This window comes from Mycolicibacterium aromaticivorans JS19b1 = JCM 16368 (assembly GCF_000559085.1).
GTDB lineage: Bacteria > Actinomycetota > Actinomycetes > Mycobacteriales > Mycobacteriaceae > Mycobacterium > Mycobacterium aromaticivorans.
The window spans coordinates 4,354,183-4,369,987 of record NZ_JALN02000001.1; the positions used below are offsets into that span (position 1 = coordinate 4,354,183).

Here is a 15,805-nt window from a genome sequence, read left to right on the forward strand (position 1 = left end):
CATGGGCACCAGTTCGCGTTTCTATCCCAACCTCTACAAGGACTCGGTGTCCTTGATGACGGTGTCGGCGCGGGTGACGTCGATACCCGGCATCGAGGCCGCGTCGGTGGTGATGGCGTCGGCCACCAATGTCGACAACCTTGCCCGAGCCGGCCTCGGCGCGTTCGATGTCCGGCCCAACGATGTGATCGTCGCGGTGGCCGGCAGCCAGGAAGCCTGCGACGAAGCGCTCGCCGTGGCCGACTCACTGCTGTCGGCGTCGCCTCCCGACAGCGGCGAACAGGCGTCGGCGACCCCGACCACCAGCATCCAGATGGCCGTCGCCACCGATCCCGCGCTCAACCTGGCGCTGATCTCGGTGGCCGGCGATTACGCCGCCGCCGAGGCGATGAAGGCACTGCGGCTCGGCTTGGACGTAATGGTGTTCAGCGACAACGTCACACCGGACGCCGAGCTGGCGCTCAAGGACTACGCCCAGGCCCATGACCTGATGGTGATGGGCCCGGACTGCGGCACCGCCATCATCAACGGCATCCCGCTGGGTTTCGCCAACGTGGTGCGACGCGGCCCGATCGGGGTGGTCGGCGCCTCCGGCACCGGCACCCAGGAGGTGACCGTCCGGATCCATCAGAACGGTTCGGGGGTCTCGCACGCGCTCGGCACCGGCGGCCACGACCTGGCTGAGGCGATCGGCGGTATCTCCATGCTGCACGGTTTGGCCGCGCTCGACGCCGACCCCGCCACCACGGTGATCGCGCTGGTGTCCAAGCCGCCATCACCGACGGTGGCCGCGAAAGTGCTTGCCGCAGCCCAGGACAGCGCCAAACCGGTGGTCGTCATTTTCCTCGGCGCCGATCCGGCATCCATCACCCGTGACGGCGTGTACGGCGCGGCGTCGCTTGCGCAGGCTGCGGACATGGCCGTCGAACTGGCCGCTGGCGGGCAACCGACCGCAACCGATATCGCCATCTCAGCCGAGATGAGCCGAACCTTGAACGGTCTCGCGAGCGCGATGGCGCCCAGCCAGCGATACGTCCGCGGCATCTTCTCCGGCGGCACCTTCTGCTACGAAGCGCAGCTGATACACCACGCCCACGGCGTGACCGCCCGGTCGAACACCCCGGTGGCCGGCAACACCGCGCTGGCCGACCTCCGCACGAGTCAGGGGCACACCATCCTCGACATGGGCGACGATGAATTCACCCGCGGCAAGCCACATCCGATGATCGACCCATCGCAGAAGGACGCCCGCATCCGAGCCGAGATCGCCGACCCCGCCACGGCGGTCGTGTTGTTCGACGTGGTGCTGGGGTACGGCTCGGCCGACGACCCGACGGCAGAACTGGTTTCGATCATCGAGACCGGCGCGGCCGCGGCCCGTGCCGAGGGGCGGACCGTTGCCTTCGTCGGCTACGTCTGCGGCACCGAACTGGATCCGCAGGACCGCACCAAGGCCGTCGCCGCCCTGCAGTCGGCCGGTGTGCTGGTCGCGTCGAGCAACGCGGAGGCGGCCCTGTGGTCCGCGACCCTGGTCGTCGCGCGGGGAGGAGATCGATGAAAGAGCTTCTCCAACAGGATCTCAGCGTCGTCAACGTGGGACTGCAGAGTTTCGCCGCGAATATCACCGCAGCCGGCGGCCGGGCCACCTCCGTCACCTGGGCTCCGCCGGCGGGCGCCGACCCGGCGTTGGGCTGGACGCTGGCGACCTTGATCGGTGACCCGCGCATCGAGGCCGCCAACACCATCGCCTTCGAGCGGTACCTGGGTGCGCAACCTCGACTGGTCGACCTGGTCCGCGCCGGGGAGGTGATGGCCGGGCTCGGTCCCGGTGAACGCCGCATCCTGCATGCCGGGCCGCCGATCGACTGGCCCGACATGTGCGGGCCGCAGCGCGGTGCCATCGCCGGGGCGATCCTCTACGAAGGCTGGGCCGATGACCTCGATGCCGCCGAAAAGCTGGCGGGCAGTGGGGAAGTGGCACTCGAGCCGTGCCACGAGCACGGTGCGGTCGGACCGATGGCCGGCATCATCAGCCCGTCGATGCCGGTGTGGGTGGTGGAGAACACTGCTAGCGGGAACCGCGCCTACAGCAACCTCAACGAGGGCCTGGGCAAGGTGCTGCGGTTCGGCGCCAACTCGCCCGACGTGCTCGAGCGGCTGCGGTGGCTGGGCAGCGACTTCTTCACCACCATGCAGGTCGCGGTGCGCGGGCTCGCCGATCCCGATCTCAAACCACTGATGGCACAAGCCCTGCACATGGGAGACGAGCTGCACAACCGCAACGCCGCCGCGTCCGGTCTGCTGTTCAAACGGTTGACACTGGCACTGCTGGGATCTGATCTCGCCTCCGACGCGGTGCGGCGTGCATTGGAATTCGTCGCAGGCAACGATCACTTCTTCCTCAACATCTCGATGGCCGCGGCCAAGTCGATGTCGGACGCCGCCGCCGGCGTGCCGGGCAGCAGCATGGTCACCGTGATGGCCCGAAACGGTATCAACTTCGGTATCAAGCTGTCCGGCAACGGAAATCAGTGGTTCCAGGCTCCCGCCAATCCCGTTGACGGACTGTACTTCCCGGGGTACACGGTCGATGACGCGGCCGCCGACCTTGGCGACTCGGCGATCACCGAGACCAACGGGCTGGGTGGCTTCGCGATGGCCGCCTCACCGGCGATCGTCCAGTTCGTCGGCGGCACCCCGGCCGACGCGACCGCCAACAGCCGCCGAATGCTGTCCATCACGCTGGGCACCAACCCCGCATTCACCCTGCCGCCGTTGAACTTCGGCGGAACGCCCGCCGGAATCGACGCCCGCCTGGTCGCCGACTCCGGCATCCTGCCCATCATCAACACCGGGATCGCGCACCGGCAGGCAGGTGTCGGGCAGATCGGCGCGGGCATCACCACCGCGCCCATGGACTGCTTCACCGGTGCTCTGGCAGCGCTGGCGTCGGGACTGCAGAAGTGAGCACCGCGATCGTCGCGTTCGGCGGCAATGCGTTGGTCACCGACGCCGAACACGACTCCATTCCCCAGCAGTACGACACGGTCAGCCGCACCGTCGGCCCGCTGATCGACATGGTGGAGCAAGGCTGGAAACTCGTTGTCTCCCATGGCAACGGCCCACAGGTCGGTTTCATTCTGCGGCGTTCGGAGCTCGCCAAGGACGAGGTGGATCCCGTTCCGGTCGACTACGCCGTGGCGGACACCCAAGGCGCGATCGGGTACATGTTCGTCAAAGCCCTGCATAACGAGCTGGCCCGCCGTGGTCTGTCGCGACCGGTGGTGGCCCTCGTCACCCACTCGGTGGTCAGCGTCGACGACCCGGCCTTCACCAACCCCACCAAACCGGTCGGCTCGTTCTTGACCGAGGAGCGGGCCAGGGCGCTGGCGGAGAATCTGGGCTGGACCATCGCCGAGGACGCCGGCCGCGGCTGGCGGCGCACGGTGGCCTCACCGCGACCGACCACCATTCTGGAGACCGACGTGATCCGGCGGCTGCTCGATGACGGCGCCATCGTCATCGCGGTCGGCGGCGGCGGCATCCCGGTGGCGCTCGAATCCGACGGCACTGTCGTCGGCGTGGAGGCCGTCGTCGACAAGGACATCGCCTCGGGGCTGCTGGCCCACGAGTTGGGTGCCGACCTGCTGCTGATCCCAACCGGGGTCGCGCGGGTGGCCATCGGGTTCGGCACGCCCGCCGAGACCTGGCTGGACACCATCACCGTGCGTCAGGCCCGTGACTACATCGCGTCAGGCCAATTCGGTAAGGGGTCGATGGAACCGAAAGTGGAAGCGGTGGCCGATTTCGTCGCCGCGACGCCAGGTTCGGTCGGCGTCATCGGTGCCGCGGAGGAGATCCCGGCCATCCTGGCCGGTACGTCGGGCACCCGGATCGTCGGCGACGCGACGGCTCCCGCAGTTGATGAGAAAGGAAGTGACGCAGTGCTGTTGGCGGTCAACGGAACACTGATGCGGGGGCTGAAACTGTCACCCAACATGGCTGCCGCCGGAGCCACGTTCCTGCGGGAGGCCACCACCGAGCCGGTGTACCGGCTGTGGACGATCAACGACGAGCATCCGGCGATGATTCGCGTCACCGATGGTTCGGGCGTGGGTGTGGCCGTGGAGGTGTGGGAGGTGCCCGCGGCGGGTCTGGCCGGGATCCTGCTCGCCGAGCCACCCGGACTGTCGATCGGCAAGGTAAACCTGGAGGACGGCTCGACGGTGCTCGGCGTGATCGGGGAGCCCGCCCTGGTCGAGGGGCAGCGGGAGATCACCGAGTTCGGCGGGTGGCGGGCCTACACCGCCGCCGGCGGGGGTGTGTGACCAGAAAACGTAGCCAACGTCGGTGGTGACCGATAGCATCCGCCACACACACTGACCATTACTACGAGGGCCTTCGCATGGGTGAGCGCGAGTTCGCCATCGCTACCGCAGTGCTACGCGCGACCGGCTATTTGAATGCAATCCGCATCTTCATCGGGGTGGCGTGTATCAGCCTGGGGCTGCTGAGCTCTCTGGAGCAGATTCAATCCATCCAGCCGCTGGGACCGCACGGCCTGTTGGCGCGTGGTGTTCACCTGCTTCTGCTGTTGTCGGCCCTGCTCATCGGTGGTCTGTGGCTGGCCCGGCCGTGGCCGGGGTATCAGCGGGCGGTCGCGTTCGCCGTCTGGGGTGATGTCGCGCTCGCGGTGTCTGGTGCCACGCTTGCCGCGCCCGAGGCGCGGTTGGCGGCCACCGTCTACATGTGCCTGATCGGTGTGTTCGCCGCCGTGCTGCTGGGGTATCGGGTGCTGTTCCTGCACTGCGGTTTCGCGACCGCGACAATTCTGGCCTTCACATGGGTGGGGGTGCAGTTCGACGGGGGGCGGCCCGCCGAGCTCTCGCTGTACTTCATGCCCGCGCTGACGACCGTGGTCGTGATGCCGGCGATCGCGGCGATGGTCATCGAGGGCACCCGCCGCAGTCTCAGCGCCACTGCGTATGCGGCCAACCGTGATTCGCTGACCGGGCTGCTGAACCGGCGGGGTCTCTACGCCGAGACCGGCACCACGTGGGCTCGGAGTCCGCGCGGTTCGGTGCTTGCCGTCGTGGTGATCGACCTCGACGGGTTCAAACGGCTCAACGACGACCACGGGCACGGCACCGGTGATGCCACGCTGCAAGTAGTGGCCGCGCAGCTGACGAAGCTGATCCGCACCCGCGATATCGCCGCACGGATTGGCGGTGACGAATTCGTGCTCGTGGCAAGCCTTTTGGACGATCACGACCTGGACAGTTTCGTCAGGCGGGTGCAGGCGCTGAGGTTGCGTGATCCGAGAGGGCTGTTTCTCAGTTTCAGCGTCGGGATCACTTGGGAGCACGTCGACGGTGTAGTCGATCTCGACTCGATTCTGCATCGCGCCGACGACGCGATGTACCGCGCGAAGCGGGTCGGTGGCGGCACCGTCGTGGTGGTTGAACCGCCGGGCGCCGAGGAGCAGGCCGCGGTTTAACCCCGCGTCGCGGCGCCCTCTCGGCGGCGCACGCCGGCCAGCACGTCGGGCTCGGCGCGGAACTGAAGACGGCGTACCCGCCCGTCCTCGATGACGAAGTCAAACGCGACCTTGACCTCACCGCGGTGAATCCAGGCCGACCCGGGCCGGTCCTCGACGAAGACCGGAAACGCGGCGGCGGCGGCGCCGTTGAAGAAGCGGGCCACCTCGGCGCGGCCCTCCATGTGGGCCGGTGTGCCGAGGGCGGCCGCCGCGGCGTCCGCGGAGACCGTCACGTCGGGTGCGAGCAGTTGCAGCAGCCGGGTGAAGTCACCCTCGCGCGCCGCGGTCATGAACGCATCGACGACCTCCCAGTCGGCGAGGGCGTCCTCGGGGGATGCCGGGCGCACCTTGGCTCGCGCCCGAGACGCCAGCTTGCGGGCGGCGACGGGGGTGGTGTCGAGCATCGATGCGATCAGCTCGAAGTCCACGCCGAAGCTGTCATGCAGGACGAAGGACACCCGTTCGACGGGTGTCAGCCGGTCGAGCACTACTTGTAGCGCGATGCCGACGGTGTCGGCCAGCACCACGTCGTCGGCGGGGTCGGGTGCGGTCTCCTCGACCTCGATCGACTCGGTCGGCACCGGTGTGCGGGCTCGCAGCCGGTCGAGGCACAGCCGAGAGGTCACGGTGGTGAGCCAGCCCGCAAGGTTGTCGATCGGTTCGTCGGTGGCATGCAACCTTAGCCACGCCTGTTGGACGACGTCCTGGGCTGCGTCGGCGTCGCCCAGAATCCGCCCCGCGATGCGCTGCAAGCGCGGGCGCTCGGCCTCGAAGCCGTCGTGCAGCTGATCATCACTCACCATGGCGGTCACACTTTCGTCGTCGGTCGCGTCAACATCTTGACGCGCCCGGACGACCGGGTGTGACATCGACAGGAGGAGTTGGCCCCGTGAAGACCATGACCTGCCAAGACCTGGGTGGCCCATGCGGTTTCGAGCACCGCGGTGACACCGCCGACGACATCATCAAGGCGCAGGACCAGCACCTCAAGGATGTGGTCTCCGGTGGCGACGACTCCCATGTGCCCGCGCGCGAGGACATGAAGGGCCGCTGGCGTCACCCCATCAAGTCGATGGGGTGGTACAACGACGTCAAGAAGCGGTTCGCGGAACTGCCGGAGAACTGAGCCGGCGATAGGTCCTCAGAACCACAGGGGGGATCTGACCAAGTACGCGAAAATGTAGAGCGCTAACGGGATTTCGACGGGAAGCGCGACGACGAACACGACCGCGATGACGGCGCTGCCGACGCCGGCGGCCACCGTCTCGATGGCGCGTGCAACGGTGTTGGCTGCGCTGATGACGGCCCCCGAGACGGCGTGTTCGACGCTGTGGACCGCACGAACGACGTTGAAGTGCTGGATATCGCTGCCCAGCATGACGATACGTCCGAGCAGGTCAGTGATGTTCGGGACCGCACTTGCGTGAGCGGTCGGCGGGGCGCTGGTGGTCGTCGTGGGCAGGGTGACCGCTGCCACCGGCCTGGGCTTGGGGTCGGCGACGCCTGCCACGGTGCTCGCAGCCAACACGGTCGCCGACGTCTTCGGACGCGGCGAACTCTGGGCGGCGGGACGGGTCGAATGACTCGCCGAGACATGGTGTCGCGCTGAGGTGCCGGCACCTGCGTCGGCGCTTGCCGTTGCTGAACACGCCAGCGCTGCCGCACCGATACCGATCGTCAGCGCACCCGCGCCCAACCACGCCGAAAAACCAACCACAGCAACCCCCCATGTGCCGAACCTGCCTGCGCGTCCAGAATACGAGGACATGGTGGCCTCGGACAGCAAATTTGCGTGCTGGTCGAGGTGTGTCGGTGGTGCCGCCTCACAGTGGTCGCCGCAGGCTCACTTTTCGAGAGTGAACTGGTTGATGTCGATCGATCCGTTGCGGAACAGGTCGGCACAGCCGGTGAGGTACTTCATGAATCGGTCGTACACCTGCTGCGACTGCACCTCGATGGCCCTGTCGCGGTTGGCCGCCAAGTTGGCCGCCCAACTCTCCAGCGTCAGAACATAGTGCGGCTGCAGGGAATGGGTGCGGGTCAAGGTGAATCCGGTCTTGGCCACGTGTTCTTCGATCAGGGCGGCCGAGGGCAACTGGCCGCCCGGGAATATCTCGGTGACGATGAATTTGATGAACCGGCACATCTCGAAGGTCAGCGGCAAGCCTCGCCGGTGCATCTCATACGGGTGGAACCCACAGATGGTGTGCAGCAACATCACACCGTCGTCGGGCAGCGCGTCGTAGGTCTTCTCGAAAAACGCGCCGTACTTGCGGTGGCCGTAGTGCTCCATGGATCCGATGGAGATGATGCGGTCGACCTTCTCGTCGAAGTCCTCCCACCCTTGCAGCCGCACGTCGAAAGCGCGTCGGGTGGGGATGCGGGCCAGCCGAGCCTCCGCGGCGTCACGCTGAGTCCGGCTCAGCGTGAGCCCGATGACGTTGACGTCGTAGCGCTCGATGGCCCGCTGCATGCCGGCCCCCCAACCGCAACCCACGTCGAGCAGAGTCATGCCGGGCTCCAGCCGCAGCTTGGACAGCGCCAGGTCGAACTTGGCGATCTGCGCCTCGTCGGTGGTCATGCCGGCGCGCTCGTAGTACCCGCAGGTATAGCCCATGGTCGGGCCGAGGAAGAGGGCATAGAACTCGTCGGAGATGTCGTAGATCGACTGCATCAGGTCGAAATCGGCTTCGAGCGCAGTCACGGCGACACCCCCCAGGCTTGAGTTTGCTGACACGTTTGCCACTCAGCGTAGATGAAAGCTCCCGAGCACGCTCGGTCTTAGGGGGCGCTGGAATCCGTGTCGACTGCTAGCTAGTCTGTCGACTTAGCCAGATGCCGGATGTCGGTTGCTGTGCCGCGGGCCCGCGCCGGCCCGCCATCCAATGCCCGCGGGACGGTTTCTGTACCGTCCAGACCTTGGAACTATCGGCTCGTCGATCCCGACTATGGGTTGGTATGCGGGACGGCATGAAGGGACGGCGTGGAAGATTCGCGGACGGAATCGTTACGACATGCGCTTGCCGGAGTAGAAGGCCGTGTCCTGGACGAAGTCTGGATTCACAGACAGCGGCGGGTGGGTTACGCCGCATTGACGATCCTGCTTCTGGTCTCGATCATGCTGTGGTGCTACGGCTCGGTCGGAGACGTATCTGTACCCCGGTTCAACCGGGTGCCCGCGATCAGCACTTCCGCGCTGGCCATTGCCGCCGGGACATCCGCGCTGGCATTGAGCGTGCGGCGCTTCCGATGGTGCTGCGCGGCGGCCTACACCTGTGGCCTCTCGACGGCCATCGGCACCGGTGCTTTGTGGTGGGTGCGTACGGGACGTCCGGAGGCGCCCATGGCGTGGCTGATAATCGCGGATGTCGCCGTGGGGCTGCTGACAGCTTGCTGGCTGTCGGTCATCGTGAAGCCGATCGAACTATCGCAGCCCCAGATGCGCGCCTACCTCGGTGTTGACAGCTGATCAACGTCGAAGCTTGCAGCGTACGAGGGCTCCTCGCCCGGAAAGCCCGTCCAAATCCGGTGCAAAGATTGGACGATTTGAATCCGAACCGGAATAGCCTCTTGGATTTGATCACAACCGCGAAAGTCGCTGTACCGAAAGAGAACTCGCTGTGGTACCGAGAAGTAGCAGCAAGTGGGGCGGCACGGCAGGAGCGGTGTTATTGACGCCCTCGACCGCCTGGCGGTCCTTCGCCGATCTTGGCCCCTGGATGCACGCGAGTGCATGAGCGCCCGTGCAACGTCCCGTCGATCACGGACCCACGCATGACCGCGAGGCCACCGCCCTCATTGATGGCATCGCCTCGGCAGCAGCCGCGGTGCTTGGCCACGCCGCCCGGCTCCACCACCAGTCGTTCCACCATGCCGATGATCACGGCGTAGCCGCGGGAAGCGATGGTGAGCGTGCCGCCGACGTAGCCAACCAGCAGGAGCTTCCCGCCGTCACTTACGCGGACGTCACCGCTGGTACTGCCGACCTGGACGCGGGGGCCGGAAATGACCGTGGTCATAGTGTCGACGATACGGTGTCGAATAAACCTCAGCGTTCAGTGCATCGGGATCCGAAGCCCGCCATCGGCGATGTCCGCTACGGTTCGTTCGATAAGTTCCGCGCCCAATTCACCGCGGCCGCCAATGGTTTGCAGGGTTCCGGTTGGGCTGTGCGGGCTACGACACTCTTGGCGACAAGCTGCTGACCTTCCAACTCTACGATCAGCAGGCCGATGTCCGGTTCGGCATCATCCCGCTGCTGCAGGTCGATATGTGGGAGCACGCCTACTATCTGCAGCACAAGAACATCAAAGCCGGCTACGTGAAAGCGTTTTGGATGTCGTCAATTGGGCTGACGTCCGGAGCCGGTTCGCTGCGGCGGCGCCCAAGACCGCGGGCCTGATCTTCTAAACTGCCCCGTTTGTCTGATGGCCGACGACGACAACTGCGTCGACGGCGGATCGGTGGCGATGCGCACCGCGTGCGCTGACGCAGTGGGTGCACCGGCGAGAGCGGTGATCGAGAGTGCCGCAAGGACCGCCGCCGCCGTCGACTTCATGACCGTCGCCGTGTCACCAAGGTGAGGACCACACTGGCGGCCGCGATGACGAGCGCGGCTCCGGCCAACCAGCGCGAGGTGTTGTCCGACGTAGGCGCCGGCGCCGTCGGTGATGCAACGGGGGTGGGACTGGCCGACACCGTTGGAGACGGCTTATCTGCGGGAGACTTCGGCTCCGACCCCAAAGCCAGTGTGGGAGCTGGGTGTTCGGGTTCGGCGCCGCCGGGCGGGTTGGCCTGATCCCAGCGCACGATGGTGCCGTCGCCGTAGGTCTGGGTGGTGGGGAAGCTTGCGCTGTCGCCGGTGGGGAGCATAACTGCTACGCGGAACAGGGCGAACTGGTCGGGCGGTATCCCGGCGCCGGGTGCTGCGGTCCAGGTGATGGATTTGACGGTGCCCGCCGCCACGTTGCGGTCCAGGCGGGCGGTCCACCCCGGGATCTGTTCGGCGCTGACCTCGGTCAGGTCGGGAAGGGCAACGGTGACCTCGGTCGTGGCTGCTCCCTTCTCAGATTCGTTGGGCACTGAAAATGTCAGGATCGCGTCCCCGCCCGGGTTGGTGTGGTCGGCGTCGACGTGAACGTGTGCCCACGCGGGTGCCGCAGCCAGCGCGGCGATGGCGCCGAGTGTTGACACACCAGCGATCACACGTGCTGCCTTGCCGGTCGTGCTGTTGCTGCTGTTCCTCATTGCGGTGCGCTGGCCTTTCCCTGGGACAGTGAGAGTTTGATATCCCGGTTCAATAGTCGGCGCACTACCTCGCGCAGTTCCCTAGGAGTCTGCTGTGTGCTATCGCGAGGCGGCGTATGTCGGATATGTTGCTGTCGTTCAATGCGAGCGGTTGCGGAAACCGGTGTCATTCCGGTGCGGTCGCGCCACTGTGTCCGACGGAGCCGAGAAATTCTCGCCGCCGAAGGGAGCCAGACCCGGCCACTCGCGCTTCGCCACGACGGGGCGCAGTTCCCTTGAAGGATGACTCATGCCGGAAGATCTTCCAGCCGCCACGCCGAACGCTCTTCGACGGCTCGTCGCCGTCTGGACCAAACGGGATTGGGTACAGGTCGGTGCTCTCCTCGCGGTGATTGCAACGCTGCATATAGTCGGTTTCGGCACGTTGCTCATGTTTGTCGCCCCCAACCACTACCAGGTCGGGGCCGAGGTTTTCGGAGTCGGACTGGGCGTGACCGCCTACACCTTCGGTCTGCGCCACGCCTTCGACGCCGATCACATCGCAGCCATCGACAACACCACCCGAAAACTGATGGCTGACGGCAGCAAGCCGAAATCGGTCGGGTTCTGGTTCGCCATGGGGCACTCGGCAATGGTCCTCGTGATGGCGGTGCTGGTGATCGCGGGAACCAAAGCCGTCAGCACGCTACTCGATGAAGAGTCGCCGGTGCGTCGGGCATTGGGCCTGGGTGGGACGCTGGCATCGGGTGGGTTTCTCTACCTCATCGCCGCTATCAACATCGTCGCGCTGATGGGGATCTGGCGAGTGTTCGTCGCGCTGCGCAACGGCACGTTCGACGAGCGTGAACTCGAAGGAGCACTGGACAACCGCGGGTTCCTGGCCCGGGTCTTGCGCCCGATCATGAAGAGAATCAAGCGGCCGACCGGGATGTTCCCGGTCGGTCTGCTCTTCGGGCTGGGCTTTGACACCGCCACCGAGGTAGCGCTTCTCGCCTTGGCCGGCTCGGGCGCCGCCGCCGGCCTGCCCTGGTATGCCGTGCTCGTGTTGCCGGTGCTGTTCGCCGCCGGCATGAGCGCGATGGACACCGCGGACGGCCTGTTCATGACCGTGGCTTACGACTGGGCCTTCGCCAACCCGATTCGCAAGATCTACTACAACTTCACGATCACCGGTCTATCGGTCGCGGTGGCCCTGTTCATCGGCACGATCGAACTGGTGTCGGTGCTCCATGACGACCTCGGTCTGATCGACCCGGTGACCACATGGATCAGCTCCATCAATCTCAACAATGCCGGCTTCGCGATCGTCGGATTGTTTGCGGTCACGTGGTTGTGCGCCGTCACTTACTGGAAGGTTTCAGGAGTCGAAAAGCGTTGGCAGAGCGCTGCTTCTAGCAATGTTCTGTGACACTCTTATCGGTATCTGGGGCGGCTTGTGGGCGATAAGAAGTCTGGAGGCGGTCGGCCACGCGCGGCGCCGAGGTCACCCGATGGTCAGCCATAGCAAGCTTGCGGTCCCGGCCAGTACGCAATAGATAGCGAACGGTGTGAGAGTGCGAGTTTCGAAGTACCGAGTCAGAAATCGCACCGCAAAGTAGGCCGAGACAAATGAGGCAAGGCTCCCGAGCAAAACCTGGCCGTGAATGCCGTTGCCCAGAGGACCGAACAAATCAGGGATCTTCAGCAGGCCGGCAGCCAAGATTATCGGTGTCGCCAGAAGGAAGGAGAACCGCGCCGCTTCCTCGTGGGACAGTCCGCGCGCCATGCCGGCGACCATGGTGACGCCCGAGCGACTGATGCCGGGCAGCAGTGCCAGAATTTGGGCGCAGCCGACGAGAACGCCGTGCGGTAGTGAAAGTTGGGCGAGCCGATCGTCTACAGCGTTGCCCAGCGAACCGGATTCCCGCTGACCGGCGGAGTCGGCGGAGTTGACGGACGCCAAAGCTGGTGTGCGGCGCCGAATCATCTCGCCGCCGTACAGCACCAGGCCGTTGAGTATCAGAAAGACTGCGGCCGGAACAGGTTTACCCAGCGTTGTGCGGAACACATGCTCGAGCGCAAGACCTGATAACCCCACGGGAATTGTTGCGAGCACGATCAACCATGCCAGCCGCTCCGCCGGAGTCTGGATTCGGCGGTAGCGCACAGACGTGACGAACCCCGACACGATGCGGACCCAGTCACGCCAGAAGAAGACCAGCAGGGCTGCGGCCGTAGCCACATGTAGACCGACAATGAAGGCTAGGTAAGGCGATTCGGGGGTCGAGACATTGAGGTCGGCCGCCCACCTCCCACCGATAATTGCCGGCAGGAGGACCGAGTGACCGAGGCTGGAAACCGGGAACAGTTCGGTGACGCCTTGAAGTGCACCGACTATCAACGCTTCGGCATAGCTCAGGTGTGAACTCATGGAGATGGTTACTTTCGCGTCGGCAGACTGGGTCGGTGGCTAGTCCATGGCGCACATTACCGCGACGCTGCACGCCGAGCCCAAACCTTCTCAGCGGTCTCTCAGTGGCGCTGCTCTGAAATATCTTGGGGACGCCGGTGGTCACCGTTGCTGATTGGATAGTCGAACGTGGAGCATGGTTACGGCGTTGGGACGGCAGGCTTCGGGGTCGTCAGCATCGGTGTGTTCGTGGTGTTGGCAGTGATCGCGGCGGTGGCGATTGGAACTGCACGACATCCCGAGTGGCGTCAGGCCCTCGCCCGTGTAAGCGACGTGATCCCAATCCGCCGGATTTTGGAGTGGACGACGGCGCGGCTTGGGCCGCCTACCTTCTCGCTGCGGACTCGGTTGCAACTGCAGGGCATCGCAGGCGTGGCGCTGATCGTAGGTCTGGTCGCCGTCACGGCAATGGCTGTTGGGTTCACCGACCTACTCGACGATGTGCTGGAGGGCGACGGACTGGCGGTTGTCGATCGCCCTTCGGCGGGCTGGCTGGCCCAACACCGAGACGTGTGGTTGACCCGGGTGCTGATACCGGTCACCCACTGGGGCGGCCCGGCCGGTCAGGCGGTGTGGTTGGTGCTGGTGTGTGCACTGGCGGCGACGCTCGGCAGATCCTGGCTGCCGGTCCTGATCGGTGCCATCGGTGGCGGGGGCATCACGGCAGTGGCCCTCATCGCCAAGCATCTGGTCGGCCGACCGCGCCCACCATCGCCCTTCGCACTGATACCCGCGTCGGGTTTCTCGTTTCCCTCCGGTCATGCGACGGGTGCGGCGGCAATCGGCTTGTTGGCGGCATGGATACTGTGCCGATGGGTCGTTAGACGTTGGGCCGCACAGGTTTTGGTGTGGGCGGCCACCTCCGCCGCGATCGCCCTGATCGGCTTCTCCCGCTTATACCTGGGCGTTCATTTCGTGACCGATGTCTTCGCGGGGTGGCTGCTCGGAGCGGCTTGGGCTGTGGTGGTCGTGCTCGCCGGGTGGTGGTGGTCGGCGGTGCGTCGCTAACGCACGTGATCCTTGGGCGTCAGTCAGTTCGGGGTGGGTCACTCTGGTGTGTCGGAAAACGAGTCGTGAGCGCGGACAGCATCTCAATGACGCTGAGTCGGGTCGCGGTCACGGCGCGCAGATCGCCCTGTATTCGGAAAACATCGAGCGATCTGTTGTGGCGCGAGTGCTCGTCGAGCTGCGCTTGCAGTTTCGCGGCCTGGCCGTCAAGAGCTGTCAGTTCGCGTTCTAATTGCTCGCGGAAGTGGCCGGCCTGGGCTCGGTCAGCGGCCCAATACGCGGCGGGCTCCGCAGAATTCTCAGCAGTCATCGCCCATGTACGGTAGCCCGCCGCGCACTCCGATATCCGCTACGACCCCACAAGCTCCGACAGACGGTTGACTGCATGCCGCTCGACAAAGAGTGGGATGAAGTCGCGGATCGGACGGTCATCGAAGCGACCGTACTCTTCGTTGACGGTGCGGTTGACCTGCTCGCGACCAATTTGGGGGTAAGCAAGTGCCAGGCGCTCGACCAGCTGGTCGATGATGTGTTGCTCGGCCGGTATCCCCACGATGACCACATTGCGGGCGCAGCCGTCTGCAGGTCAAGAGGGCTAAAGACCCCAGTTGGGAGCGCCCGAGGACCGATCTGTTGAACGTCAGCCAGCAGCGAGGCCGAGCGGCGTTCAGCGTCCTCTCAGCACGGTGGTGGGATGCTCGCCGCCCGGACGTTCAGTGTTGAGCGCCCGGCCATTGAGCTATCTAGCCGTTCGTGCACTTGCGATCGACAGCTCGGGAGATTTCCACAGGGTGGCCGGCTTCCAGGTGCGGTCGCGACAAACGGTGACGGAGGAGCATGAAGATCATCGGTCGAGTGTGGGTGGCGATGATCGCCGCCGTCGCGACACTGTTCGTCGGGACAGGTACCTCGCACGCAGGTTTGGATAATGAGCTGAGTCTGGTCGACGGCGGTGGCCGCACGATGACGATTCAGCAGTGGGACACCTTCCTCAACGGTGTGTTCCCGTTGGACCGCAACCGGCTGACTCGGGAGTGGTTCCACTCCGGCAAGGCTGTCTACAGCGTGGTCGGCCCGGGTGCCGACCAGTTCGCGGGCACCTTGGAGCTGGGCTACCAGGTGGGCTTCCCGTGGTCGCTGGGTGTGGGCATCAACTTCAGCTACACCACCCCCAACATCCTGCTCGACGATGTAAGCATTTCCCCGAGGAACTTCGCGCCCTTGAACCAGGTGATCACCCCGAACCTGTTCCCGGGTGTGTCGATCTCCGCCGACCTGGGCAACGGTCCCGGTATCCAGGAAGTCGCCACGTTCTCCGTCGACGTCTCGGGCCCCAACGGCTCGGTCGCGGTGGCCAACGCCCACGGCACCGTCACCGGTGCTGCCGGCGGCGTGCTTCTGCGCCCCTTCGCCCGCCTGATCTCCAAGGCCGGTGACAGCGTCACCACCTACGGCGAACCCTGGAACATGAACTGACAAAATTGAAACTGCCCCTGCTCAGCGAATTCTCAACACTGTTGTGCCATCGTCGGCATCGTCGGAAAGCGACGAGTCGGGGCCGA

General features: G+C 65.5%; 17 protein-coding genes and 1 pseudogene. 11 read left to right on the forward strand and 7 right to left on the reverse strand.

From position 1 onward, the window contains the following. The first annotated feature begins 1 nt into the window (after nucleotide 1). The 4 genes from fdrA to Y900_RS20795 all read left to right on the forward strand — a co-directional run bounded on the left by fdrA (nucleotide 2) and on the right by Y900_RS20795 (nucleotide 5,497). Nucleotides 2–1,558, forward strand: coding sequence for an acyl-CoA synthetase FdrA (gene fdrA / locus Y900_RS20780; RefSeq protein ID WP_036344258.1), 1,557 nt, complete (start codon nucleotides 2–4; stop codon nucleotides 1,556–1,558). Next, entirely contained in the window at nucleotides 1,555–2,967 is a 1,413-nt protein-coding gene (locus tag Y900_RS20785) for a YlbE family protein (RefSeq protein WP_036344260.1), read from the forward strand. Before fdrA ends, Y900_RS20785 begins: the two co-directional genes overlap by 4 nt. After that, nucleotides 2,964–4,328, forward strand: coding sequence for a carbamate kinase (locus Y900_RS20790; protein ID WP_081845182.1), 1,365 nt, complete (start codon nucleotides 2,964–2,966; stop codon nucleotides 4,326–4,328). Before Y900_RS20785 ends, Y900_RS20790 begins: the two co-directional genes overlap by 4 nt. Nucleotides 4,329–4,405: 77 nt before the next feature. Continuing rightward, nucleotides 4,406–5,497 carry a GGDEF domain-containing protein gene (locus Y900_RS20795; protein ID WP_036344262.1) on the forward strand — a complete coding sequence of 364 codons (1,092 nt, stop codon included), beginning with the start codon at nucleotides 4,406–4,408 and terminating at the stop codon, nucleotides 5,495–5,497. Here the strand turns inward: Y900_RS20795 and Y900_RS20800 are convergent. After that, nucleotides 5,494–6,339 (reverse strand): sigma-70 family RNA polymerase sigma factor, encoded by an 846-nt coding sequence (locus Y900_RS20800; RefSeq protein ID WP_420329778.1) that lies wholly within the window; start codon nucleotides 6,337–6,339, stop codon nucleotides 5,494–5,496. The two genes, Y900_RS20795 and Y900_RS20800, sit on opposite strands and share 4 nt — an antisense overlap. Before the next feature lie 98 nt (nucleotides 6,340–6,437). Here Y900_RS20800 and Y900_RS20805 point away from each other — a divergent pair, with 98 nt between their 5' ends. Continuing rightward, nucleotides 6,438–6,665, forward strand: a complete 228-nt coding sequence (locus tag Y900_RS20805) for a DUF1059 domain-containing protein (RefSeq protein ID WP_237752713.1) — start codon at nucleotides 6,438–6,440, stop codon at nucleotides 6,663–6,665. Between the two features lie 15 nt (nucleotides 6,666–6,680). Here the strand turns inward: Y900_RS20805 and Y900_RS32165 are convergent, their stop codons facing one another. After that, a complete protein-coding gene (locus Y900_RS32165; protein WP_131536233.1) occupies nucleotides 6,681–7,256 on the reverse strand; it encodes a hypothetical protein in 576 nt (191 codons plus the stop codon). Nucleotides 7,257–7,382: 126 nt separating this feature from the next. Continuing rightward, entirely contained in the window at nucleotides 7,383–8,243 is an 861-nt protein-coding gene (locus tag Y900_RS20815) for a cyclopropane mycolic acid synthase family methyltransferase (protein ID WP_036344268.1), read from the reverse strand. A gap of 372 nt (nucleotides 8,244–8,615) precedes the next feature. On the opposite strand from Y900_RS20815, the gene Y900_RS20820 reads away from it, so the two are divergent. Next, nucleotides 8,616–9,008, forward strand: coding sequence for a hypothetical protein (locus Y900_RS20820; RefSeq protein WP_051660179.1), 393 nt, complete (start codon nucleotides 8,616–8,618; stop codon nucleotides 9,006–9,008). Nucleotides 9,009–9,207: 199 nt separating this feature from the next. Here Y900_RS20820 and Y900_RS20825 read toward each other — a convergent pair whose 3' ends face one another. Next, nucleotides 9,208–9,558 carry a hypothetical protein gene (locus Y900_RS20825; protein ID WP_109751111.1) on the reverse strand — a complete coding sequence of 117 codons (351 nt, stop codon included), beginning with the start codon at nucleotides 9,556–9,558 and terminating at the stop codon, nucleotides 9,208–9,210. A 69-nt stretch (nucleotides 9,559–9,627) separates the two neighbouring features. On the opposite strand from Y900_RS20825, the pseudogene Y900_RS20830 reads away from it, so the two are divergent. Further along, nucleotides 9,628–9,949, forward strand: a pseudogene (locus tag Y900_RS20830) (Fe-Mn family superoxide dismutase); the annotation flags it as partial. A gap of 17 nt (nucleotides 9,950–9,966) precedes the next feature. Further along, a complete protein-coding gene (locus Y900_RS32460; RefSeq protein WP_157838264.1) occupies nucleotides 9,967–10,122 on the forward strand; it encodes a hypothetical protein in 156 nt (51 codons plus the stop codon). Here the strand turns inward: Y900_RS32460 and Y900_RS20835 are convergent. Then, nucleotides 10,094–10,786 carry a YcnI family protein gene (locus Y900_RS20835; RefSeq protein ID WP_036344269.1) on the reverse strand — a complete coding sequence of 231 codons (693 nt, stop codon included), beginning with the start codon at nucleotides 10,784–10,786 and terminating at the stop codon, nucleotides 10,094–10,096. The genes Y900_RS32460 and Y900_RS20835 overlap by 29 nt on opposite strands. Before the next feature lie 289 nt (nucleotides 10,787–11,075). On the opposite strand from Y900_RS20835, the gene nicT reads away from it, so the two are divergent. Beyond that, nucleotides 11,076–12,194: a Nickel transporter NicT gene (gene nicT / locus Y900_RS20840; protein WP_036344270.1), complete on the forward strand. Its 1,119-nt coding sequence runs from the start codon at nucleotides 11,076–11,078 to the stop codon at nucleotides 12,192–12,194. Between the two features lie 75 nt (nucleotides 12,195–12,269). On the opposite strand, the gene Y900_RS20845 is transcribed toward nicT, so the two are convergent. Further along, nucleotides 12,270–13,196, reverse strand: a complete 927-nt coding sequence (locus Y900_RS20845) for an undecaprenyl-diphosphate phosphatase (protein WP_036344271.1) — start codon at nucleotides 13,194–13,196, stop codon at nucleotides 12,270–12,272. A 168-nt stretch (nucleotides 13,197–13,364) separates the two neighbouring features. Here Y900_RS20845 and Y900_RS20850 point away from each other — a divergent pair, with 168 nt between their 5' ends. Then, on the forward strand, nucleotides 13,365–14,243 hold the full coding sequence (locus tag Y900_RS20850; protein WP_081845183.1) for a phosphatase PAP2 family protein: 879 nt from the start codon (nucleotides 13,365–13,367) through the stop codon (nucleotides 14,241–14,243). 349 nt (nucleotides 14,244–14,592) lie between these two features. On the opposite strand, the gene Y900_RS20860 is transcribed toward Y900_RS20850, so the two are convergent. Then, on the reverse strand, nucleotides 14,593–14,796 hold the full coding sequence (locus Y900_RS20860; RefSeq protein WP_237752613.1) for a three-helix bundle dimerization domain-containing protein: 204 nt from the start codon (nucleotides 14,794–14,796) through the stop codon (nucleotides 14,593–14,595). 284 nt (nucleotides 14,797–15,080) lie between these two features. Between Y900_RS20860 and Y900_RS20865 the strand changes: the two genes are divergently transcribed. Further along, nucleotides 15,081–15,719: a porin MspA gene (locus Y900_RS20865; protein ID WP_036344274.1), complete on the forward strand. Its 639-nt coding sequence runs from the start codon at nucleotides 15,081–15,083 to the stop codon at nucleotides 15,717–15,719. The last annotated feature ends 86 nt before the right edge of the window (nucleotides 15,720–15,805 follow it).

Excerpts from the sequence above, each read along its gene's own strand:
- Y900_RS20835 (WP_036344269.1), bottom strand. The coding sequence starts at position 10,786 with ATGAGGAACAGCAGCAACAGCACGACCGGCAAGGCAGCACGTGTGATC.
- Y900_RS20865 (WP_036344274.1), top strand. The coding sequence starts at position 15,081 with ATGAAGATCATCGGTCGAGTGTGGGTGGCGATGATCGCCGCCGTCGCG.
- nicT (WP_036344270.1), top strand. The coding sequence starts at position 11,076 with ATGCCGGAAGATCTTCCAGCCGCCACGCCGAACGCTCTTCGACGGCTC.
- Y900_RS20805 (WP_237752713.1), top strand. The coding sequence starts at position 6,438 with ATGACCTGCCAAGACCTGGGTGGCCCATGCGGTTTCGAGCACCGCGGT.
- Y900_RS20795 (WP_036344262.1), top strand. The coding sequence starts at position 4,406 with ATGGGTGAGCGCGAGTTCGCCATCGCTACCGCAGTGCTACGCGCGACC.
- Y900_RS20825 (WP_109751111.1), bottom strand. The coding sequence starts at position 9,558 with ATGACCACGGTCATTTCCGGCCCCCGCGTCCAGGTCGGCAGTACCAGC.
- Y900_RS32460 (WP_157838264.1), top strand. The coding sequence starts at position 9,967 with ATGGCCGACGACGACAACTGCGTCGACGGCGGATCGGTGGCGATGCGC.
- Y900_RS20785 (WP_036344260.1), top strand. The coding sequence starts at position 1,555 with ATGAAAGAGCTTCTCCAACAGGATCTCAGCGTCGTCAACGTGGGACTG.
- Y900_RS20845 (WP_036344271.1), bottom strand. The coding sequence starts at position 13,196 with ATGAGTTCACACCTGAGCTATGCCGAAGCGTTGATAGTCGGTGCACTT.
- fdrA (WP_036344258.1), top strand. The coding sequence starts at position 2 with ATGGGCACCAGTTCGCGTTTCTATCCCAACCTCTACAAGGACTCGGTG.